This window comes from Salicola sp. Rm-C-2C1-2 (assembly GCF_040196175.1).
GTDB lineage: Bacteria > Pseudomonadota > Gammaproteobacteria > Pseudomonadales > Oleiphilaceae > Halospina.
In genome coordinates this window covers 126,142-147,335 of the sequence record NZ_JBEFNF010000004.1, presented here as the reverse complement: position 1 = coordinate 147,335, position 21,194 = coordinate 126,142, and the positions used below count along the sequence as shown (strand labels likewise).

Sequence of the window (21,194 nt, the reverse complement as noted above, 5' to 3'; positions counted from 1 at the left end):
TACGACCAAATTGGTTTGGATTATTTTGGAATTGGTTTTATGGTCAATAGCCGCGCCAACCGGCTTGGAGACATCAGTATCAACCATGTAGCGGTCATGGCACGCACGTTACGCAACCGAGGTCATGAGCCCGGCCCCTGGTTGGCCCGCTACCGGGTCTCGCGACGGCTGCTGAACACGCCCGGCGCCCGCATCAGCATTCCCCGGTTCATGCGCATGGGTCACGCCGCCATTCAGATAACCGGCGACCCGGCATTGGGGCTGGACTTTGGGCATCACACCCGCATGACGGATCTCGGCCTAGCCGGCATGGCAGCTGCCAGTGCGCCCTCTCTAGGAGAGGCGCTGGAAACCCTGGTGCGCTATGAACGCCTGATGAGCTATAACAGCCGCGGCCAATCGCACACCTCGCGCGAAGCCGATGGCGGACTGAATGCCGTTTTCTACTCCATCAGTCCCTACAATCGCTACAATTGCTTCGTGGTGGATTCGATCCTTGCCGGCTGGATGGCATTACTGCGGGAACTCGATGAGCAGGCTCCGCCGCCTTCAAAAGTCAACATTGAATACGCAGAACCGCCCAACGCAAGGCGTTACACCCAATGGTTCGGCTCTCCAGTTTCATTTAAGGCAACGCATAACCGCGTTGAGTTGGCACCGGAGACGGCCTCGCGCCCCAACCGCCTGGCTCAGAGTGCTCTCTTCCAGGAGCTGTGCCAGTATTGTGAGACAGAGCGACAGAGGCTGGCTTGGGGGCAGAGCACAACAGAGCGCGTCCGCGAGGCCATTGCGCAGCGAATGGGGTCAACACCGCCGACAATGGGAGCTGTAGCGCTGGCTCTGGGAACCACGGAATGGGGGCTGCGGCGAGCGCTGGAACAGGAAGGCATAACCTACCGAACCCTGGTGGACCAGACCCGGCGGGAACTGGCGGAGGACTATGTGCGCGGCACACCACTGTCGTTTTCGGACATTGCCTCGCTGGTCGGATTCGCAAACCCCAGCGCCTTCCACGGCGCGTTCCGCCGATGGTACCGATGCAGTCCCGGCCGATACCGGCGCCGATATGGAATGGCGCGCTGAGTCAGAGGTCGATGCCGTCGTCGCATTCAACCTCCTCAATCTCGTCAACCTGCAGGCCAAGCTCCAGCAGTTCTTCTTCGTATTCGCCCATGGCAACCTCCCGGTTACTTTTCACTATCCAACTCAGGATGCCAGTGGGAGGTGACAGGGTTATGACATCTTCCGAGCTCAGGTGGCCATCGCCTCGTCACGCTCAGCGGATTGGCGCCGGTACTCAATGGGAGTCATGCCTGACCAGCGCTTGAAGGCACGATAGAAGGTGCTGGGTTCGGAAAAGCCTGTCAGATAGACAATCTCGTCGATGGATTCATTCGTGGCTGCCAGCAGCCGACACGCCAGCCGGTACCGGAACTGAGAGACGACCTGATTGAAGGAAGTATTGGCCTCGGTGAGTCGCGTGCGCAGAGTCCGTGGCTTCATGTTGAGGCGCGTTGCCACCGCATCCAGCGTCACTTCGCCCGAGTCCAGCTGTTGCGCTACCAGCCGCTCCACATCCCCGACAATATCCTGCTTCTCGAGTTCGGCAACCTGCTCACTTGCAAAGCGCTCATGCAGTGCCAGCAACCCGGGTTCGTGGTGCGGCGAGGGGTGCGTCAGAAGATTGGCCGGAAAGTACAGCCGTGTCTCGCCCTGTCCGAAACGTACCGAACAGCCCAGAATTTCAGCGACCCGATCCTGACCCTGACTGCGTTCATGTTCGAAATGAACGGCCGAGGGTCGGAATTGACCGTCCGTGACTGAGTTGAAGAAAGTCAGCACACCCTGAACAAAGCACTCGGAAAAGTGACCGATCCGCCGGATTTCCTCAGCCGCGGCATTCAGAACAAGGTGACACGACTCTCCGCCGTGCTCGTGCAACTCAAGGTCCGCGGCATCGGTGAGCAGACGCTGATAGTTCTTCGCCCGCCTGAGCCCATCGCCGAAAGTGGGACTGGAGAGGAACAGATATTCCAGCACTTGCCCTTTGTAGGTAGGCACATGCAAGCCCAGATGCAGGCCGATATCCGGATCCCCGGTGACGTCCTCAACCACTTGCCAGAACAGAACCTGAGCGGCGTGCGGTGTTCTCAGATTCTCCCGCTGAAGGTAGTTTTCATCCACTCCCAGTCGACGGAAAATTACGTCAGTATCGACGCCCGCCTTTTGCATCGCCTGATAAACCAGCCGAAACAGGACCCCTGAGTCCCTTTGTTCCTGCATATTGTCACTTCCCGGCCTATTGTTGTTTTGACTCGAGTGTCGTGCAGCGCCGGTTTTCGCGCAATTGACGCTGTCACAGACTGTGTGCATTCTTCACCTCATCATACAGGCCGATTGGCCCAGATGACATCCACCTGCAAAACGGCTCTCAGCCCAGACACAAACCGGACGCTTATGAACCAGACAGCCCATTACCGTTTCAGTGGCCCCGCCCTGCTGCCCATGTACGGCAGAGCCCTGCTCGCCAGTAGCAAGGGTGGCCGCCAGTCAGCGGCCGACATACCCGGCCTCAGCGCTGATATTGAAGGTGTACGCACTAACACTACAGAACTCCGTCGGTACCGTGATGTCTGTGGTTTCATGACCAGCAGTCGCTGCCCCATAACCTGGCCACACATACTAGCGTTTCCGCTGCACATACGGCTTATGACCGACCCCGCCTTCCCGCTGCCATTGATGGGGCTTGTGCATGTGCGTAACCGGATTGAACAGCAACGGGCGATCCGCCAGGGCGAGACCATGGAACTCCAGGCGTGGATTGCCAATGCCGCGGATACCGAACGCGGGATCGAGTTCGACATCCTCACACAGGCGAGCGCCGCCGGGCATGTCATCTGGCGGGAATACAGCACCCTGCTCTATCGTCAAGCCACCGACAACGGCGGGCAAAGTAGCAGGAAAGACCAGCCTGAAGCGCCCCAGATGCTCTCTGGTCAGGCCGCGGTTCAGGCCCCGGGCAATATCGGTTACCGATACGGTCGGGTTTCCGGGGATATGAACCCCATCCACCTGCACCCACTCTCGGCGAAGGCGTTTGGATTCCCAGCCAACATCGCCCATGGCATGTGGAGCAAAGCTCACTGCCTGGCACTGATGGAAAAAGCCGAGGGCCAATTGGAAGCGGTGACTGCTGATGCCCAGTTCAAGAAACCATTCTTCATTCCCGGAAGCGGCATCCTCACCTGGAAACGCAGCCAGAGTGAAACGCCCTTCCGGCTTCTGAACCGGGATGCATCGGCGCCCCACTTTGAGGGGGTGCTCAGCCGCGGCTGAGCATCAATCCGGTTCGGGGGCGGTATCGCCTGCCAGCGGCAGGGTGAACTGGAATACAGTTCCACCGCCCTCACGGCGCTCAAATCCGATCTCGCCCCCCTGGCCGGTGATCAGACTCCGGCACAATGACAAGCCAATTCCCATACCCTCGTCCTTGTTGGAATAGAACGGCTGGAACAGACGCTCCTCCGCATCCTCGGGCAGACCGCAGCCACGGTCCGCCACGCGTATGCGCACCGCATCGTTCAGCACCTCCGCACTGACTTCCACCGATTCATCACTACCACAGTTGCGTGTCGCCTCTAGCGCATTACGAATGAGATTAAGCACCACCTGCTGGACCTGCACTGGGTCCGCTACAGCCCGAGGCAAATGCGGCGGAATGGAGAGCGTAATCGCGACCGCGTTGTTGCGTGAATCCACTTCCGCAAACTCCCGGCTTTCAGCCAGCAGTCGCGCCACATCCACAGTTTCCTTCCCTGTGGCCGGCTGGTGCACGAACTGACGGATACGGCGGATAACCTCGCTGGCACGATGGGACTGGGCTGTAATCTTTTCGAGAACCTCCGCAAGCGCGTCCTGATCAAGAGTGTCCTTTTCCATCATGCGCGAAACAAGGCTCACGTAATTGGTGATGGCTGTCAGAGGCTGATTCACCTCGTGGGCTACCCCAGCCGCCATTTCTCCCATCAGGGAGAGACGCGAAGCATGGGCGAGCTGCTCACGCTGCTCGGCGACCAGATCCCTGGTTTCCTCCAGCGCCCGCTCCTGCGCAAGTTCCTCGGTAATATCCCGGAAAACCAGCACGCTCCCGGTCAGCCTATCTTGCTCGAAACGCGGCGCAGCCCGGTATTCCGCCATGAAGGTAGTGCCATCAGCACGGGCCATGGTCACGCCACGGCGCAGCACCGCATTGCCATCCCGACACAGGGCCCGCTGCGCATGAGCTGTTTCGTCACCAGCATGTTCCGTAAAATGAAGCTCACCAATATCACGCCCCACGAGAGTCTCCTGCTCGGCGCCCGCAATATCGGCTGCTGCAGGGTTGGCGAAGGTGATCACACCATTGGGATCGAGTCCGTAAATACCCTCAAATATGGCATTGAGCAGACTGGTCTGTTCACTCTCAAGCTGACGGTTGCGTGCCTGCATGGCACGCTCAAGCTGGATAACCCGTATCTGGGTATCGACCCGCGCCATAACCTCCTGAGCCTGGAAGGGCTTGGCAATATAATCCGCACCCCCCATATTGAAGCCCTTGACCTTGGCATCAATGTCATTAAGCGCCGACAGGAAGATGATGGCGCTCAGAACAGTAGTGGGATCATCACGCAAATACTGGCACACCTCGTAGCCATCCATGCCGGGCATCATAATATCGAGAAGGATGACTTCCGGTTCGTGCCGGCGTGCCAACTGCAGCGCCTTTTCGCCATCATTGGCGATGAGCAGCTGATAGCCCTTATCCCGCAGAGTTTCGTAAAGCACCTTGAGATTCTGCGGATTATCATCAACCAGCAGAACGCAGGCCTGCTCCGGGTCGGTGGGCGTCTGGCTCACCGCGGTCATTGGCCATCTCCATCCCGCACGCTCATGACCATGCGCACCAGCTGCGCCAGTGAATGGGTGCCCATTTTGTGCATGACCCGTGAACGATGGATTTCCACAGTGCGCTGACTGATATCGAGCTCAATGGCGATGACCTTGTTGGCCTGGCCAGCCACCATCCGATCCATGATCTCACGCTCACGCGGGGTAAGCTGGCCCAGCTGATCCTCAACCGCCCGCTTGTGTTCACGCCCCTGCTGCTGTTCCGCATCCGCCGCCAGGGCACCACGGATCTTCTCCAGAATCTGATCCTCTCGGTAAGGCTTCTCGATGAAGTCAACCGCCCCCTTGTGCATAGCTTCTACTGCCAGCGGTACGTCTCCATGACCGGTCACGAAAATGATCGGCAGGGTTGAACCACGTTCAATCAGCTCTTCCTGGAGCTCCATGCCATCCATTTCAGGCATGCGGATATCCAGCACAATGCAGCCCTGCATCCCGGCATGCCAGTCTTCCAGGAAACGCGTGGCGCGCTCGTATCCCTGGACTGCAAGCCCTTCCGAACGCAGCAGCATGGACAGGGAATCCCGAACCGCCTCATCATCCTCCACGATGTAGACCGTCTGCTCGGCCTCCGCCATTGAGATACTCCTTTACTGATTACTGTCGCCCGCTCCGGGCATGGTGGTAGCGCCTTCGACCAGAGGCGGCGCCACCGTCATCGGGTCCACCCGCTCCTGCCGCCAGTTCATGCGCCAGTCCAGATGGGGACCGGTGGCTCGACCCGAGGCCCCCACTTCGCCAATAACATCCCCCAGCCTAACCTCATCACCCTCGCTCACGTTGATGGCACTCAGATGCAGAAAGGTGGAGGAAACACCGTAACCATGATCCAGGATCAGGGTACCACCCGAGAAGTAGAGATCCGGCTCCACCAGAACCACACGGCCACCTGCCGGTGCCGCTACCGGCGTACCGCTTGCTGCTGCAATATCAATGCCATAATGGGGCTGGCGCGGCTCGCCATTATAGAAGCGCTGACTGCCATAGACACCCGTAACGGTTCCGGCCACAGGCCAGATCCAGGAGCCCGCAAAGTCTCTGCGCTTTGAATGCTCTTTGCGAGCCGCGCGCACTCGGCGCGCCTCTGCCCGGATGCGCTCCAGCGCCTGCTCGTCAGGGGTTACCGTCTCCTGGGGAACTCCTTCAACCCGCTGGATGTCGTACTCTCGCGCCTCCAACTCAATGGCGCGGGTGATCCGCTCGCCATCCGGCGAGACCACGTCCAGCTCATGGCTGAGCTGCGCCTGCCGTCCGAAGCCGACCGCAAAATACCCGGAAGCCGTAATCGCGACAGGATCACCGTTGAGATGAACCTCGCTCCCAGGCGCAACATTCCCCCTCAAAAGAGTCCCCTGGGTTCGCGGCCCTTCAAGCTCAAGCGACATCACGGAGGTGGAAATAAAAACCAGGCAGAACAGCCATACAAGGCGTGACACGCGCAATCTCCGGTTGTTGGATCAGACAGATGCCCGTTATTGTTAGCGAACCCAATGAACAACTGCAACCGCGGAGCCTTCTCGTTGTACGAGCTTCCTCCTTTCCAGCTGCCCTTCCACCATCCCTTACTGGCTCCCGAGGAAGCCGATGACCTGTTGGCACTGTTGCAGGAAAGCTTACCCTGGCAGCAGGATTGGATTACCCTGTTCGGCCGCGAGCACCTGATTCCCAGACAGCAGTGCTGGATCGCCGATAATGGCCTGACTTACCGATACTCGGGCCAGACCATGGAGCCGACACAATGGCCGGACTGGCTCAGGCCACTGGTGCTTAAAGTCAGTGAGCTCGCGGGCGAGCACTTCAACAGTGTGCTGGCTAACCATTACCGCCACGGCAGTGACAGTATGGGCTGGCACAGTGACGACGAACCCGAGCTGGGGCTCGCACCAGTAATCGCCTCACTGAGCCTGGGCGGCACCCGGCGTTTCCGCTTCCGAAGCCGCACTGATAGTGGCCGCACTCTGGGCATCGACCTGCCACACAACAGCCTCCTGGTTATGCCGGCCGGCGTCCAGTCCGAATGGCAGCATGCGCTACCAAAAACCCGGAAACCGGTAATGCCCAGAGTCAATCTGACTTTTCGTCGTCTTGTCGACGCCTGAGCTCGGCAAGACGTTCTTCAACACGGCCATAGAGACTATCAGCCGGGTAACGGCCGTTAGTATCAGGTTCACCGACCGCCAGCCCCAACATCAGCTCCAGCGCCTCCTCGATCCGTGACACGGCATAGACCTGGAAACCGTGCTCCCTGACGGCCTCGCGCACGCGCTTCGCCAGCATCAGGTTCTGGACATTGGAGGCTGGCAGGATCACCGCCTTAGTCTGCGTGTCGCCGCGCGCCACACAGGCATCCAGGAAGCCTTCCACTTTTTCGTTCAGCCCCCCGACCGGCTGAACATCACCATGTTGGTTCACCGATCCCGTTACCGCTATATCCTGTCGCACGGGCTGTTCGGCCAGAGCCGAAACAATGGCGCAGAGCTCGCCAAGAGAGGCGCTGTCGCCATCGATCTCGGCGTAGGACTGCTCAAAGGTAAGAGTCGCGGTGAGCGGCATGGGCTGTTCACGGGCAAAGCGCGAAGAGAGCCATGCGGAGAGGATCATCACCCCTTTGGAGTGGATGGAGCCGCTGAGTTTCACATCCCGTTCGATGTGAATAACGTCACCATCTCCATACTGGCAGGTGGCACTGATGCGATTGGGCAGACCAAACTCGTAGCCACCAGTAGAAAGCACGGACAGCCCATTGACCTGCCCCACTGCACCGCCGCTGAACGACAGCAGCATGGAGCCATCCGAGAAGCCCTGGAGAAACTCATCCCGTATCCGCCCATTGCGGTAATCCGCGCTGACCAAGGCTTGGTCCACGTGCTCTGGATCGATGCCTTGTCCGCCATTGCCACGGGCATGGAAATCCGCCTCCCGCAGCACATTGGCGATGTCCACGGCCTGCAGTGACAGCCGGTTCTGGTGTTCCGCCAGGCGTGAGCTGTATTCAATCACCCTCGCCACGGCCTGTTTACTGCAGGGCAGGAGCCCTTTGTCCTGACAAAGGCTTGCAATGAACTTAGCGTAGAGCATCTGGCTGTCGCTGGTGCGCGGCATTTCATTCTCAAAATCCGCCGTTACCCGGAACAGTTCCGCGAACTCCGGGTCATATTCCTGCAGCAGAAGCCAGGTTTCCCGATCGCCAAACAACACCAGCTTCACATCCAGCGGGACTGCTTCCGGTTCCAGGGAAATGGTGCCTGAAAGGGTCAGTTCACGTTCCAGCGAATGGATACTGATTTCGTGGGATCGAATGGCGCGCTTGAGCGCATCCCACACGAATCCCTGCTCCAGAACCTTGGTGGCGTCCATCAGCAGGTAGCCGCCATTGGCCCGATGCAGGCTGCCTGGGCGGATCAGCGAGAAATCCGTGTAGACCGTGCCCTTGTAGGTGACAGTTTCAATGAATCCGAACAGGTTGTGATAGGTGGGATTGTCCTCCACAACTACCGGGACCGACTGGTCCTGGCGCGACACCAGCAGGTTGATGCGATAGCGTCTGGGCAGTCGCTGCTCCATGGAGGCATAGGCGAAAGCCGCCTTATCCTCACTATCCTCGAGGAAAATATCGAGGTTATTCGCAATATCCTTCTTCATGGCCCGAAAGTGGTCGGGCACGCCATCATATTCACTGTAACGCTCAGACAGCTCATCAATCAGATGCGCTGCCACGTGGTCCACAGTTTCTTCATTCAGCTTCTGCTGCTGCTCAGCGTGTTCCTCTTCCCATTCCGCGATCTGGCGCATCACACGACGCAGTTTTTTCTCCAGATCCCGTATGGTTTCCTCAAAACTGCGCTTCTCCTCATCAGAGAGCGCATTGAACGATTCATTGGTATGCGGTTCATTACCGTTCAGGGCGGTGAGGCGATAGCCGCCGGGCGTGGTCATGGACAGGTCCACGCCCTGCTCACGGGCCTCGTGCGCAAGAGCGTTCAGCGCCTCCTCCTGGCGGGCCGCAAACCTCTGCTTAAGGTCTTCAAGGCGGCTTTGGTATGTATCGCTGTCGAATGCCTGGGGAACCACTTTCACCAGGCGCGAAACCAGCCGGTCAACATCATGGCGCAACCGTTCACCGACGCCCGCAGGCAGTTTCAGCACCCTGGGGTTGCGCGGGTCATCATAATTAGCCACATAGCACCAGTCGCTGGCCGGGTTATGGCTTTCCTGGCGATGCGCCAGATAACGCAGCATCATCGTACGTTTACCCAACCCGGAGCGGCCCAGCGCATAGACGTTATAGCCATTGTGGGGCATGGCGAGAGCGAACCGTACGGCCTCCCGGGCACGGTCCTGACCCACAATCTCATTGAGGGGTTCAAGCGCGTCCGTGTTGCGGAAGGGCAGGTCCTTCAGGACACACGCCCTGTAAAGCTGTTTCTGGGAAAGTGGCTTCAACTCAGTCAATCCGTCATCTGTGGGGAACGGTCAAACGCCGCACTTTACAGGGCTCAGAAGGATTCACAAAGGAACCCGCCAAATCGGGTCGACTTTTACCGCTCAGCAAACTGTGAGAGGCGTCACATGGAATCTTTAGCTAGGTTTGACTCGGTCACCGATTGAGCGACAATCCCTGAAGACAAACAAGTACAACATTCGATCCGACTCAAGAGGCAGCAACCGCTAATGAGTACTCAGAGTGACTCCCCCGGGATCACCATGGATCTCACGGCCATGCCCTTTGCTCTGCGCAGGGACCAGGAAGACTGCGACCAGAACTGCAGGGAAGCACCACTGACCCGTTCCTGGTCAAGCCAGTCCCGTGAAAGCGAACAGCGGATCCAGCCGCGTTTTGCCGCTCCGGGCCTGAACGTGCGTGTCCGGAGTCGGCGTTTTCTGGGCTGGGAAAGCGATGGCCAGCCCGTGGAATGCCTGGACATCAACCGCTATGGAGCCGCCATTATCGCGAAAGCAGCCTTCCGGGAAGGCACTCACCTGCGAATGGATTTCCGGGGCGAGTACATCACCCAATCCGACGTAAACGGTCAGGTTCAAAGCTGCATAAAGGACGAGGATGGCCATTACCGGCTCGGCATCCAATTCACCTACTGTTCCATGCGGGGCCACTATTCCCGCGCCAGCGACAACGCGCTGTCCCAGATCGAGGCATTCTGCCGCCGTCAGATGGCTCGTTACCGGCGTTGAGCAGGCTGAGGGCGGCGCTCAGCGCATTCCGCTGAACAGCATCGTCAGGATGATCATGACGACAATCCAGCCAATCAGCGCCATTCCGAACCCGTTCGGCATTTGACCATTGACACCATCCGCTTCCCCGGTAGCGGGGAAGGGCGTTTCCATGTCCAGAGGCGACTCGCCGCCAGGTGTGCCTCCCCCGAGCAGAAGCCGCACCTGATCCTCAGAAAACGCCTTCTCAAGCTGGCTACGATGCTGGCGCCATCCCAGTCGTTCATCAAGGTACGTCATAACGTCCTCGGTGAGCGGCGGCTCATTGGGTCTGGCCTGGCGTGACAGGAAATCGAACAGTTTGAATCGCAACACTTCGGTAACACCCGGCTTATGCGCCCTCTCGCTCTCAAGCTGGGCCCGCCACCGACGCAGATCATCCCGCCAGCCAGGATTCGAAAACACGGTTTCCAACTCCGTCATCACCCGTCCTGCCTGGATTTCGGTTTCCTGACTGGGCGGCTCAGGCATCCCTACTGATGCGCCATTATCCCCGGACGCCGGTTCACCATTCCCTACTTCCGTTCCATAATCCTGTTCCTGGGGATCGGCCCCGGCCTCCCGCATGGCGGCCTCATAGGCATGTACCAGTGTCTGGTAACGATCCGGATGGGCATCTGGATCCACGAATTTCAGCTGATGCTCGAACGCCGCCTCAATAGACTCTGGATCATGAGTCTGTTCAATGCCGAGTGTTGACCACTTGCTCACGATGCCGGATCCCCCTGCTGTTCCTCCGGAATCTCATTCTCGTCAAACCGATCAGCGGGCACCAGCGACGCCACCTGGTTGGGATTATAGGGAGTATGGACGACGACTAGCTGGCCCCTGGCCACTGCTTTCGCGACCTGAGAGCGACAAGCGGCCAGAGGGTCTTCTGTATCCATGCTCCCGGATTCCCGGAGACAATATTCCTCAACTAGGGCTTCAAGCGCCTCAGCAGAGAGCTGATCCGGCGGAATAACCATTATTCAGAGTAAATCCTCACCGGTTTCCTCTCCGACGGTATCATCGCCTGCAGCCTTTTCCTTACCAGAGGATTCATCCGCTTTTGGCATCAACCGCTCCCGGATCTGGGTCTCGATCTCCTCCGCAATACCAGGATTATCCCGCAGGAACTTACTGGCATTAGCTTTACCCTGACCGATCTTATCACCCTTATAGCTGTACCAGGCGCCGGACTTTTCCACCAGACCTTCCTTGACCCCCATATCGATGATCTCGGCCATACGATTGATGCCCGTTCCATACATGATCTGGAACTCAGCCTGTTTGAAGGGCGGCGCTACCTTGTTTTTCACGACCTTTACCCGGGTCTCATTGCCAACCACTTCCTCGCCTTCTTTCACCGACCCTGTTCGCCGGATGTCCAGACGGACTGAAGAGTAGAACTTAAGCGCGTTACCGCCGGTTGTGGTCTCGGGCGAACCGAACATCACGCCGATCTTCATGCGGATCTGGTTGATGAACACCAGCATGGTGCCCGACGTTTTCACGCTGGCTGTGAGCTTACGCAGTGCCTGCGACATCAACCGTGCCTGCAGGCCAACATGAGAGTCGCCCATTTCACCTTCTATCTCAGCCTTGGGCGTAAGCGCCGCCACGGAATCCACAACGACGGCATCGACGGCCCCTGAGCGCACCAGCATGTCGCAGATCTCAAGCGCCTGTTCACCGGTATCAGGCTGCGATACCAGCAGTTCATTGATGTCCACGCCAAGCTTCTCGGCGTAGATCGGGTCCAGCGCATGCTCCGCGTCCACAAACGCGCAGGTCTTACCATCGCGCTGGGCTTCCGCAATCACCTGGAGCGTGAGCGTTGTTTTACCGGAGGATTCCGGTCCAAAAATCTCGACAACGCGCCCCAGTGGCACCCCACCAATACCCAGTGCCACGTCCAGCCCCAGTGAGCCGGTCGACACTGCTGGCATCGCCTCCCTTGGCTGCTCGCCCATTTTCATCACCGCACCCTTGCCGAACTGGCGCTCGATCTGGGATAACGCGGAGTTCAGTGCCTTTTTGCGATTGTCATCCATTGCCTATGCCTTCTGGTCGGTCGGTTGCTGCCCGCGACGCGCTGCGGCGCCACTGTATGCATGGACAGTATTATGCACGCACCTGGTCAGTGATTCAACGGTCACCCTCAAGCCAGCGTTTGAGACGCTGAAGGGCAAAGTCCACGGCCTCACGCCGCACCTGGTCACGGTCCCCATCAAATTGTTTGCAGGCAGTAACGGGCGTGCTGCCTGCCACTCCCCAGCCGAACCAGACACTGCCAACCGGTTTCTCCGCGCTACCACCTCCGGGACCGGCAATACCGCTGACAGCCACGGCCACATCCGCCCCTGTTTTCTCCAGAGTTCCCGTGACCATGGCCGAGGCCACTGCCGAAGAAACGGCACCGTGCCCGGCCAGAATGCCTGCCGGAACCTCGAGAAGTTGCTCTTTGGCCTCATTGCTGTAGGTGACCAGCCCGGTTTCAAAATAATCCGAACTGCCGGATGTATCAGTCAGACACTTGGCGACCCAGCCGCCGGTGCAGGATTCTGCAGTTGCAATAACACGCCCCTGGCCACGCAGGCACTCACCCAGTGAGGCGGCTGCGCGCGCCAGAGTGGCGTCGGATGGCTCTCCCATAAGACTCTCCGTTTCGTTTGCGGGTTCATGGGACTAGAATCATGCATTCCACCAGATCAGCAGGCACAAAAACAGATCATGTCCGCAGCGGAACCCGACCTCAGCAGTCATACCCCCATGATGCGCCAGTATCTTCAGCTCAAAGCCCAGCATCCCAATGAGCTGCTGTTCTACCGCATGGGCGATTTCTACGAGCTGTTCTACGAAGATGCCCGCCGCGCGGCCGAGATGCTGGACATCACCCTGACCGCCCGTGGCCAGTCCGCGGGTCAGCCGGTCCCCATGGCTGGCGTGCCCTACCATTCCGCGGAAAACTACATCGCGCGCCTGGTTCGGGGCGGGCACGCCATTGCCATCTGTGAGCAGACCGGTGACCCGGAAACCAGCAAGGGGCCGGTGGACCGCGAAGTGGTCCGCATCGTTACTCCGGGCACCCTGAGTGATGAGGCCCTGCTGGAGGAACGCCGGGATAACCTTCTGATGGCGATCCACGCCCACCGAGGCGCCTTCGGCATCGCGACTCTGGAGATCTCCTCGGGGCAATTCGTCGTCGAGGAGCTGGATTCACAAGAGGCGCTAAGCGCCGAGCTGGAACGGCTCCAGCCCGCGGAGATCCTGATCAGTGAGGACTTCCCCAGCCCGGAACTGCTGGGGGGCTTTAACGGCCTACGCCGCCAGGGGCCCTGGCTTTTCGAAATGGAATCCGCACACCGGTTGCTGACACGCCAGCTTCAGGTCCGTGACCTGCGTGGTTTCGGGTGCGATGACCTGACTCTGGCCATCCAGGCAGCCGGTTGCCTACTACAGTACGCCCGCGACACCCAGCGTAACAACCTCCCGCACATCCGACGCATCAGCCGCGAGCGCCGCGAAGACAGCGTGACCATGGATGCGGCGAGCCGCCGTAACCTGGAGATTGACACCAACCTTGCCGGCGGTCAGCAGAACACACTGGCCTCGGTGATGGACCGCACTGCCACCGCTATGGGGGGACGCTTGCTGCGACGCTGGCTCAACCGCCCGCTGCGCGATACAGGCATCGTCAGTGCTCGGAGGGACAGCGTCAGCGCTCTGCTCGAGGGCCATCACCACGAAACCATCCACGACTGCCTGCGCGGGATCGGTGACATCGAACGCATTCTCTCACGTGTCGGTCTGGGCTCCGCCCGCCCACGGGACCTGGCCCGACTGCGCGACGCCCTCAATGCCCTGCCTGAGCTGCAGCAGTCCATGGCGGCGCTGGAACTGCCCCATCTGCGGGGCGTTGCTGAACGCATCGGCACCTACCCGCAGCAGGCAGAGACACTGGAACGCGCCATTGTGGATAATCCACCGGTAGTCGTGCGCGATGGCGGCGTTCTACGCGGCGGCTATGACGAAGAGCTGGACGAACTCACCAGCCTCAGCGAAAACGCTGGTGATTACCTGATGCAGGTGGAAGAGCGCGAGCGCGAGCGCACCGGCATCAGCACCCTCAAAGTAGGCTACAACCGGGTTCACGGCTACTACATCGAGATCAGCCGTGCCCAGTCCCATAACGCGCCGACGGAATACATCCGCCGCCAGACGCTGAAAAACGCGGAACGTTTCATTACCCCCGAACTCAAGGAGTTCGAGGACCGGGCCCTGAGCGCCAAAAGCCGCGCCCTGGCGCGGGAGAAACACCTCTATGACGAGCTGGTTAAACACCTGGCGGAGGATCTCTCCCCTCTGCAGGAAACTGCACAGGCCCTATGCGAGCTGGATGTGCTGGCAAACTTCGCTGAACGTGCCCAGAGTCTGCGTTTCAATGCGCCGGCGTTCAGCGGTGACCCCGGCATCGCTATCAGCCAGGGGCGCCATCCGGTGGTGGAATACCTCCAGGATGCGCCCTTCGTTCCCAACGACCTGCATCTGGACGACCGCAACCGCATGCTGGTGATCACAGGCCCCAACATGGGCGGTAAATCCACCTATATGCGCCAGACCGCACTGATCGCTCTGCTCGCCTATTGCGGCAGTCATGTACCCGCCGCGGACGCCACCCTCGGGCCAGTAGACCGCATTTTCACGCGTATGGGCGCCTCCGATGACATCGCCAGCGGCCGCTCCACATTCATGGTGGAAATGACTGAAACCGCCAACATCCTCCACAACGCCACACCTGAGAGCCTGGTTTTGATGGACGAGGTAGGGCGCGGCACCAGCACCTTCGATGGCCTGTCTCTGGCCTGGGCTGCCGCGGAACGCCTGGCACGGGATGTCGCCAGCTATACCCTGTTCGCCACCCACTATTTTGAGCTCACCAGCCTGCCGGAACAGGCTGGCAGTGCGCGCAATGTGCATCTGACCGCCACAGAGCACGAGGACAGCATCGTCTTTCTTCACAGCGTGCATGAGGGCGCCGCCAGCCGCAGCTACGGCCTCCAGGTGGCTCGGCTTGCCGGTGTACCGGTAGACGTCATCGACAATGCCCGGCGCAAGCTCAGCGAACTCGAGGGCAGCGCTGGCGCGACACGTGCCGAACCGGCCCCGGCGATGCAGGCGGACATGTTCGCCAGCCTGGAACCGTCGCCGGAGGAACGGGAGATTCTGGCCCTGGACCCGGACGCCATGACGCCTCGCAACGCCCTGAACACCCTTTACGAGCTGCGGGAACGGCTGCGCGAACGCCTCGGCGGCGATTGAACCTGGTCATTGCAGGGCCCGCCGCCTAGCCCTAGAATAGCGACCTGAACCATCGCCAGGACGTAACCATGACGTTTGTCGTTACTGAAAACTGCATCAAGTGCAAATACACGGACTGTGTGGAAGTTTGCCCTGTGGACTGTTTCTACGAGGGGCCGAACTTCCTCGCCATCGATCCCGACGAGTGCATTGACTGCGCCCTCTGTGAGCCGGAATGTCCGGCTGAAGCCATCTACTCCGAGGACGAGTTGCCGGCCGACCAGGAAGAGTTCCTGGAAATCAACGCCGAGCTTGCGGCCAAATGGCCTAATATTACCGAGAAGAAAGAACCGCCAGCGGACGGCGAGGAATGGGATGGCGTCAACGGCAAGAAGCAGTACCTGGAGCGCAACGGCGCCTAAGTCGCTTTCTGCATGAGGGCCACGTCCTTGCGTGGCACCTCACAGTGCCAGCCGAATTGCGCCGCCACCCGGTGCAGTGTGGCTTCCCGATAGAACACCACATGCGTTGGATCGCGCCGATAGTGCCAGTTGGCGAAGCGATCGTCATCCGTCTGGAAACACGTCATAATGCCGAGCCATCCTCCGTGTGCCAGAAGCTCATCCAGACGCCGGAAGGTGCCTGCAGGATCGTGCAGGTGCTCAATAACCTCTGTGCAGGTTATGGCATCGTACTGGCGCCGCAACAAGGTCTCGTCAGGTGCATAGAAGGGGTCATAGCCTTGCGCCACGTACCCAGCCTCGCGCAGCATTGTCACCAGCGCTGGTCCAGGGCCACAGCCAAAATCAAGCACATGATCCGCGGGCCTCAAACGCGGGAGCAGCACGTCTGAAAGACGTGCGAGAAAACGCCGATAACCAGCGTCCGCCACATCATTGTCGTGTTGATCGTATTCCGCTTTTTCCGTCTGAAGACCAGGCCTCTGGGAAGGCTCCAGGAAGGTTGCCTCACAACGCTGGCAGCGCCAGTAATCGCGCTCACCGACCGTCATGAAACCACGAGTAGTATCGCGCTCGCACACGGGGCAAGGAGGAGGATGGTGAGATAACATAGGGCTGTTGCTAGCCAGCGTCGCCGTACACCAGCCTCAGGAGCTGATTGTTTGCAGGCATCCGGAAGTGTTCAACGGTTTCAAAACCATACTCCGCCGCCAACGCGCCAAAAACCGCCCGGTCCTTGATGCCGCTGGCCGGATCCCGCTCCTGGAGCCAGACGTCCAGCTCCGCGTTCCCCTCGCTGGTGTAGTCCCCACCCTCATTAAAGGGACCGTAGATCAACATGTCACCGCCGCGGCGCAGGTGTGCCGCGGCGATTGCCAGAAGCCCGTGCACAATCCGCCAGGACACGAAGTGCATTGTATTGGCGGTAAAGACGGCATCGTAGGTTTGTCCCAGGCGAACGCCTGTATCCAACGCATCCACCTCCATCGGTGCTCTCAGATTGGGCAGCTTGGCCTCACGCCGCCATAGTCGGATGCCATCGAGATTCTCCGCGATATCCGTGGGCTGCCATTCCAGATGCGGCAGATGACGGGCCATGTAAACCGCATGCTGACCCGTGCCGCTGCCCAGCTCCAGAACCCGGGCCGGCTGGGTCAGAATCTCGGCGAGCACCTCCCGGATCGGCTCCTGGTTGCGTTCACAAGCTGTCGAAAAGGGTTTTTCCGGTGCCGCGGTCATGCCTTGGCTTCCTCGTCGCCACCGAGAACACTGCTGGTATCCGGGAACTCCGAGGATGAATGCGCGGCTGCCGTTTCTTCACCCTCATCCTCATCCTCAGGTTCCGGCGTCTCGGCACCAGCGACAGTCTTCTGCAGATCCCGCAACAAATCTACCGGGAAAACAATGGTATTGGTCTTGTCGTTGGAGATATCGGTGAGAGTCTGCAGATACCGCAGCTGCAGTGCCTCGGAACGCTTCGAAAGTGTCCGCGCGGCCTCCAGCAGCCGCTTCGAGGCTTGCTGCTCACCTTCGGCATGGATGATCTTAGCCCGCCGCGTGCGCTCCGCCTCAGCCTGACGCGCAATCACCCGGATCATGGAATCATCCAGGTCCACATGCTTGATTTCGACGTTCGAGACCTTGATGCCCCAGGCATCGGTCTGGGCATCCAGGATTTCCTGGATATCCTCGTTGAGCTCATCCCGGGATGCCAACATATTGTCCAGATCATGCTTGCCCAGTACCGACCGCAGTGTGGTCTGGGCCAACTGGCTGGTGGCAGCGTAGAAGTTTTCCACGTTGATGACCGCGTTCTGCGGATCCATCACCCGGAAATACAACACCGCATTCACCTTCACTGAGACGTTATCCCGCGAGATCACGTCCTGAGAGGGCACATCCAGCACAATGGTTCGCAGATCAGTCCGTACCATCTGCTGGATGAACGGGATCACGATGATCAGGCCCGGCCCCTTCACTTTCTGGAACCGGCCCAGAAGGAAGATCACGCCCCGCTCATACTCACGCAGGATCCGGAACATGCTCACCAGCAGGCTGATGACAATCAGTACAATAGCTAGGGTGAAATATTCAATCATTCGACTGGGCCTCCCGACCTAACTTTCAATTTGAGCCCTTCAACGTTCTGAATCATCACAACGTCTCCCTCATGCACCGGATCCGCCGAGTGCGCCTGCCAGATCTCGCCCAGCACACGCACCCAGCCCTTCCCATGGTCATCAAAATCCCGTATCGCCACCGCGGTGCTGCCTTCCATGCCCTCGGAACCACTAACCACTGCCTTGCGCACTGACTGCAATGCCATACGCAGCACAAGCACCATGATCAACACTGTTGACACCGACAGCGCTGCTATGACCGGCATAGCGATCTGGTAGCCCGGCACATCCGTGTCCATGAGCATGATCGATCCCATCACAAAGGCCACGGCCCCACCCAGCCCCAGGACACCGAAACTCGGTGAGACCGCCTCAACCACCATCAGCCCGATTCCGAGCAGGATCAGCGCCAGCCCAACATAGCTGATCGGCAGCATCTGCAGTGCGTAGAGACCTACCAACAGGCAGATGGCGCCCACCACGCCGGGCACGCCCATGCCAGGGTTATAGAACTCCAGGATCAGACCATAGATACCAACCAGCATCAGGATGTAGGCGATACTGGGATCCGTGATCACGCTCAGGAACTGAGTTCGCCAATCCTTTTCGACACGGCTGATACGGTGCTCCGCCAGTGCCAGCGCCTGCATCACACCGTTCACGTCCACTTCCATGCCGTCCGCCTGACTCAACAAGTCGGTGACGTTATCCGCCCGTATATCGATCACGTTCTTTGCCAGCGCCTTACTGGATGGCAGGTTCACCGCCTCGCGTACCGCCTGCTCCGCCCAGTCCGCATTGCGGCCGCGAAGCTCCGCCAGACCACGGATATAGGCCACGGCATCATTGATCACTTTCTTCTCCATGGCGCTGGCGTTACCGGCACCGCCCCCCTGCTCAGACGAGGCTCCGCTGGCGTCTTCCGGATCACCCTCAACGGTATCTTTCTCTCCAGTTCCCGCGTTACCAGCCTCATCGCCCGTCTGGAGGCTGAGGGGCGAACCGCCGCCGCTGTCATCACCGCCACCAATCTGCACTGGCGTCGCCGACCCCAGATTCGTAGCCGGCGCCATGGCCGCCACATGAGAAGCATAAAGGAGGTAGGTTCCGGCACTTGCCGCACGGGCCCCGCGCGGCGTGACATAAGTCGCCACCGGCACCTCCGAGGACAGAATCCCCTGGATCATGTCCCGCATGGACTTATCAAGGCCGCCGGGGGTATCCATCTCCACCAGCAACAGATCCGCCCCCTGCTGCTCCGCATCCGCCAACGTGCGCAGGAACCAGTCCGCCACCGCCGGTCCAATGGCCTCCTGAATCGTCATAACCCGGACATCCGCAGCGCCATTGCGGCTCGTCCCTCTATCCTGAGCCTGGACGCTCAAAAGCAGAACCCCGGTAAACAGCAGGAGCAGTGAAACTGCGCGGGACAGTCGTGGCATTGAGAGGCTTCCCTGAAGAAAGATTCTTCAGTGAAAGATGGTGGATTTAAATTGGTTTGACAAGAGGCGAGCAGAAACACGCCCTCAGCCGACTGGATCCTGTGATCAATCGCGCCCAGGGCGTGCTTCCATGGTTGTGGAGATAGCGCTATACGGTGAGGTAGCCGCCATCCACATTCAGGCACGTGCCGGTGGTGTAAGTAGCCGCATCCGACACCAAGTACAGCGCCGCCCCGGCCATTTCACTAGGCTCCGCAATACGCTTCTGGGGAATGTGCCCCAATGCCTGCTGCTTGATGGAATCATTGCTGGTAAGGGCGCTGGCGAACTTCGTATCGGTCAACCCCGGCAGCAACGCATTCACACGCACACCCTTGGTACCCAGCTCCGTGGCGAAAGACTTGGTCATCTGAATCACCGCAGCCTTAGAGATGGAATAGATCCCCTGATAATGCCCCGGGACTACCCCGTTCACCGATGCCACGTTCACGATCGAACCACCACCGTTGTTCTTCATCAGGTTTACGCCAGCGCTGGTCATGAAGAAGTAACCCCGGATGTTCACATCCACCGTCTTGTTGAACGCTGCCTCATCCGTATCCTCGATCGGCCCGAAATACGGATTAGCCGCGGCATTGTTCACCAGGATATCCAGCCGCCCGTAACGGCTCTCAATATCCGCGAAGATAGCCTCAATCTGCTCCATCTCCCCGATATGGCACGCAATGGCCTCAGCTTTGCCACCCTCGTCACGGATCGCCTGCGCCACTGCCTCACAACCATCAATCTTGCGGCTGGATACAATCACCTGCGCCCCGTGCTTTGCCAACAGCTTGGCAATCTCTTCACCAATCCCGCGGCTCGCGCCGGTTACCAGCGCAACGCGGCCCGTCAAATCAAACAGGTCACTCATATTCCAATCCTTTTCTTTGCTTTGCCAGATTATTGATTCTCGCCTACGCGGCGCTAAGAGGCGGCGAATCGGGGGCTGCCCTTCAGTCTCGAGACAAACCTCAACGATAAGTCACCAGCTTCGGATCTTCCCCCTCCAGATGCCCGAAACTGTTAAAAACAGCCAGAGAACGCCGCTCCCCACTGAACAGCACCCGCGACACACTCGCATTCGCCAGCACCTCATTCAGCTGGAACGCCCGCGTGTCATCCAGCTCCAGAAGTGACTGAGCCATAACACTGATCGGTCCGCCCGAGGTCACCACAAACACATGCCGGGCATCGCCCGCATCGCGGATCACCTCCTCAAAACCCACCAGAACCCTCTTCTTGAACGATCGCCAGGACTCCGGGTAATCCAACTCATGCTCGCCGCCGATCCAGCGCCGAATCGCCTCACTGAACGCATCCTGAAACGCTTTCCGCGGATCCGGCTGTTTCGCAAGCTCCCGCGCCATGGTTTCAGGATCTCCCCAGCCGGGCCGATAAGCCGCCAGAACGGCCCGATGATCAAACTCATTCAGACCCGGATGCACCCGGGATTCAGGAAACCCGCCACCAAAACCCTCAGCCAGGGCATCAATTGTTTCTCTATGGCGACGCAGTTCCCCCCCAAAGAGTCGCTCCGGTTGGGTGTGCCGACTGACCCAACGGCCAAGCACACGCCCCTGCTCCCAGCCCCGCTCTGAGAGCTGGTCGTAATCCGAAGCCCCGAAACTCGCCTGACCATGGCGGATCAGATGCAATGTCGCCATCCATCC

General features: G+C 59.4%; 21 protein-coding genes. 6 read left to right on the top strand and 15 right to left on the bottom strand.

What is annotated here, in order from left to right; genetic code table 11:
* Nucleotides 1-39: 39 nt before the first annotated feature.
* Complete coding sequence (locus AAF659_RS09205) at nt 40-1,083, top strand: AraC family transcriptional regulator (RefSeq protein ID WP_349751451.1); 1,044 nt, start codon at nt 40-42, stop codon at nt 1,081-1,083.
* 168 nt (nt 1,084-1,251) lie between these two features.
* Here AAF659_RS09205 and AAF659_RS09200 read toward each other — a convergent pair whose 3' ends face one another.
* Nucleotides 1,252-2,283 carry an AraC family transcriptional regulator gene (locus tag AAF659_RS09200; protein ID WP_349751450.1) on the bottom strand — a complete coding sequence of 344 codons (1,032 nt, stop codon included), beginning with the start codon at nt 2,281-2,283 and terminating at the stop codon, nt 1,252-1,254.
* Between the two features lie 174 nt (nt 2,284-2,457).
* On the opposite strand from AAF659_RS09200, the gene AAF659_RS09195 reads away from it, so the two are divergent.
* The gene (locus AAF659_RS09195; RefSeq protein ID WP_349751449.1) at nt 2,458-3,336 is read left to right on the top strand and encodes a MaoC/PaaZ C-terminal domain-containing protein; all 879 of its coding nucleotides are present in this window, start codon (nt 2,458-2,460) and stop codon (nt 3,334-3,336) included.
* A 3-nt stretch (nt 3,337-3,339) separates the two neighbouring features.
* On the opposite strand, the gene AAF659_RS09190 is transcribed toward AAF659_RS09195, so the two are convergent.
* The 3 genes from AAF659_RS09190 to AAF659_RS09180 are packed head-to-tail and all read right to left on the bottom strand — an operon-like array spanning nt 3,340 to nt 6,383.
* Entirely contained in the window at nt 3,340-4,905 is a 1,566-nt protein-coding gene (locus tag AAF659_RS09190) for an ATP-binding response regulator (protein WP_349751448.1), read from the bottom strand.
* Nucleotides 4,902-5,525 carry a response regulator FixJ gene (fixJ, locus tag AAF659_RS09185; RefSeq protein WP_349751447.1) on the bottom strand — a complete coding sequence of 208 codons (624 nt, stop codon included), beginning with the start codon at nt 5,523-5,525 and terminating at the stop codon, nt 4,902-4,904. Before fixJ ends, AAF659_RS09190 begins: the two co-directional genes overlap by 4 nt.
* Before the next feature lie 12 nt (nt 5,526-5,537).
* Nucleotides 5,538-6,383, bottom strand: coding sequence for a M23 family metallopeptidase (locus tag AAF659_RS09180; RefSeq protein ID WP_349751446.1), 846 nt, complete (start codon nt 6,381-6,383; stop codon nt 5,538-5,540).
* A 54-nt stretch (nt 6,384-6,437) separates the two neighbouring features.
* Here AAF659_RS09180 and AAF659_RS09175 point away from each other — a divergent pair, with 54 nt between their 5' ends.
* Nucleotides 6,438-7,046 (top strand): alpha-ketoglutarate-dependent dioxygenase AlkB family protein, encoded by a 609-nt coding sequence (locus AAF659_RS09175; RefSeq protein ID WP_349751445.1) that lies wholly within the window; start codon nt 6,438-6,440, stop codon nt 7,044-7,046.
* Here AAF659_RS09175 and AAF659_RS09170 read toward each other — a convergent pair.
* Nucleotides 7,012-9,399, bottom strand: a complete 2,388-nt coding sequence (locus AAF659_RS09170) for a Lon protease family protein (protein WP_349751444.1) — start codon at nt 9,397-9,399, stop codon at nt 7,012-7,014. The two genes, AAF659_RS09175 and AAF659_RS09170, sit on opposite strands and share 35 nt — an antisense overlap.
* Nucleotides 9,400-9,618: 219 nt before the next feature.
* Between AAF659_RS09170 and AAF659_RS09165 the strand changes: the two genes are divergently transcribed.
* On the top strand, nt 9,619-10,137 hold the full coding sequence (locus tag AAF659_RS09165) for a PilZ domain-containing protein (protein ID WP_349751443.1): 519 nt from the start codon (nt 9,619-9,621) through the stop codon (nt 10,135-10,137).
* Between the two features lie 18 nt (nt 10,138-10,155).
* Here AAF659_RS09165 and AAF659_RS09160 read toward each other — a convergent pair whose 3' ends face one another.
* From AAF659_RS09160 to AAF659_RS09145, 4 genes are all read right to left on the bottom strand, one after another.
* A complete protein-coding gene (locus AAF659_RS09160) occupies nt 10,156-10,887 on the bottom strand; it encodes a hypothetical protein (RefSeq protein ID WP_349751442.1) in 732 nt (243 codons plus the stop codon).
* Nucleotides 10,884-11,144: a YheU family protein gene (locus tag AAF659_RS09155; RefSeq protein ID WP_349751441.1), complete on the bottom strand. Its 261-nt coding sequence runs from the start codon at nt 11,142-11,144 to the stop codon at nt 10,884-10,886. Before AAF659_RS09155 ends, AAF659_RS09160 begins: the two co-directional genes overlap by 4 nt.
* 3 nt (nt 11,145-11,147) lie before the next feature.
* Nucleotides 11,148-12,212, bottom strand: coding sequence for a recombinase RecA (gene recA, locus AAF659_RS09150; protein ID WP_349751440.1), 1,065 nt, complete (start codon nt 12,210-12,212; stop codon nt 11,148-11,150).
* 94 nt (nt 12,213-12,306) lie between these two features.
* Nucleotides 12,307-12,813 (bottom strand): CinA family protein, encoded by a 507-nt coding sequence (locus AAF659_RS09145; RefSeq protein ID WP_349751439.1) that lies wholly within the window; start codon nt 12,811-12,813, stop codon nt 12,307-12,309.
* Between the two features lie 78 nt (nt 12,814-12,891).
* Here AAF659_RS09145 and mutS point away from each other — a divergent pair, with 78 nt between their 5' ends.
* Together mutS and fdxA are read left to right on the top strand one after the other, a co-directional pair.
* A complete protein-coding gene (mutS, locus tag AAF659_RS09140) occupies nt 12,892-15,480 on the top strand; it encodes a DNA mismatch repair protein MutS (RefSeq protein WP_349751438.1) in 2,589 nt (862 codons plus the stop codon).
* 68 nt (nt 15,481-15,548) lie between these two features.
* The gene (fdxA, locus tag AAF659_RS09135) at nt 15,549-15,881 is read left to right on the top strand and encodes a ferredoxin FdxA (RefSeq protein WP_349751437.1); all 333 of its coding nucleotides are present in this window, start codon (nt 15,549-15,551) and stop codon (nt 15,879-15,881) included.
* On the opposite strand, the gene AAF659_RS09130 is transcribed toward fdxA, so the two are convergent.
* The 6 genes from AAF659_RS09130 to AAF659_RS09105 form a co-directional block, all read right to left on the bottom strand.
* Nucleotides 15,878-16,471 carry a class I SAM-dependent methyltransferase gene (locus AAF659_RS09130; protein WP_349751436.1) on the bottom strand — a complete coding sequence of 198 codons (594 nt, stop codon included), beginning with the start codon at nt 16,469-16,471 and terminating at the stop codon, nt 15,878-15,880. The genes fdxA and AAF659_RS09130 overlap by 4 nt on opposite strands.
* A gap of 70 nt (nt 16,472-16,541) precedes the next feature.
* Nucleotides 16,542-17,159 carry a DUF938 domain-containing protein gene (locus AAF659_RS09125; RefSeq protein WP_349751435.1) on the bottom strand — a complete coding sequence of 206 codons (618 nt, stop codon included), beginning with the start codon at nt 17,157-17,159 and terminating at the stop codon, nt 16,542-16,544.
* Nucleotides 17,156-18,019 carry a slipin family protein gene (locus AAF659_RS09120; protein ID WP_349751434.1) on the bottom strand — a complete coding sequence of 288 codons (864 nt, stop codon included), beginning with the start codon at nt 18,017-18,019 and terminating at the stop codon, nt 17,156-17,158. Before AAF659_RS09120 ends, AAF659_RS09125 begins: the two co-directional genes overlap by 4 nt.
* Nucleotides 18,016-19,482 (bottom strand): NfeD family protein, encoded by a 1,467-nt coding sequence (locus AAF659_RS09115; protein ID WP_349751432.1) that lies wholly within the window; start codon nt 19,480-19,482, stop codon nt 18,016-18,018. The genes AAF659_RS09120 and AAF659_RS09115 overlap by 4 nt, the downstream gene beginning before the upstream one ends.
* Nucleotides 19,483-19,630: 148 nt before the next feature.
* Nucleotides 19,631-20,395 (bottom strand): SDR family oxidoreductase, encoded by a 765-nt coding sequence (locus AAF659_RS09110; RefSeq protein ID WP_349751431.1) that lies wholly within the window; start codon nt 20,393-20,395, stop codon nt 19,631-19,633.
* 100 nt (nt 20,396-20,495) lie between these two features.
* A complete protein-coding gene (locus AAF659_RS09105; RefSeq protein WP_349751430.1) occupies nt 20,496-21,188 on the bottom strand; it encodes a histidine phosphatase family protein in 693 nt (230 codons plus the stop codon).
* Nucleotides 21,189-21,194 lie beyond the last annotated feature (6 nt).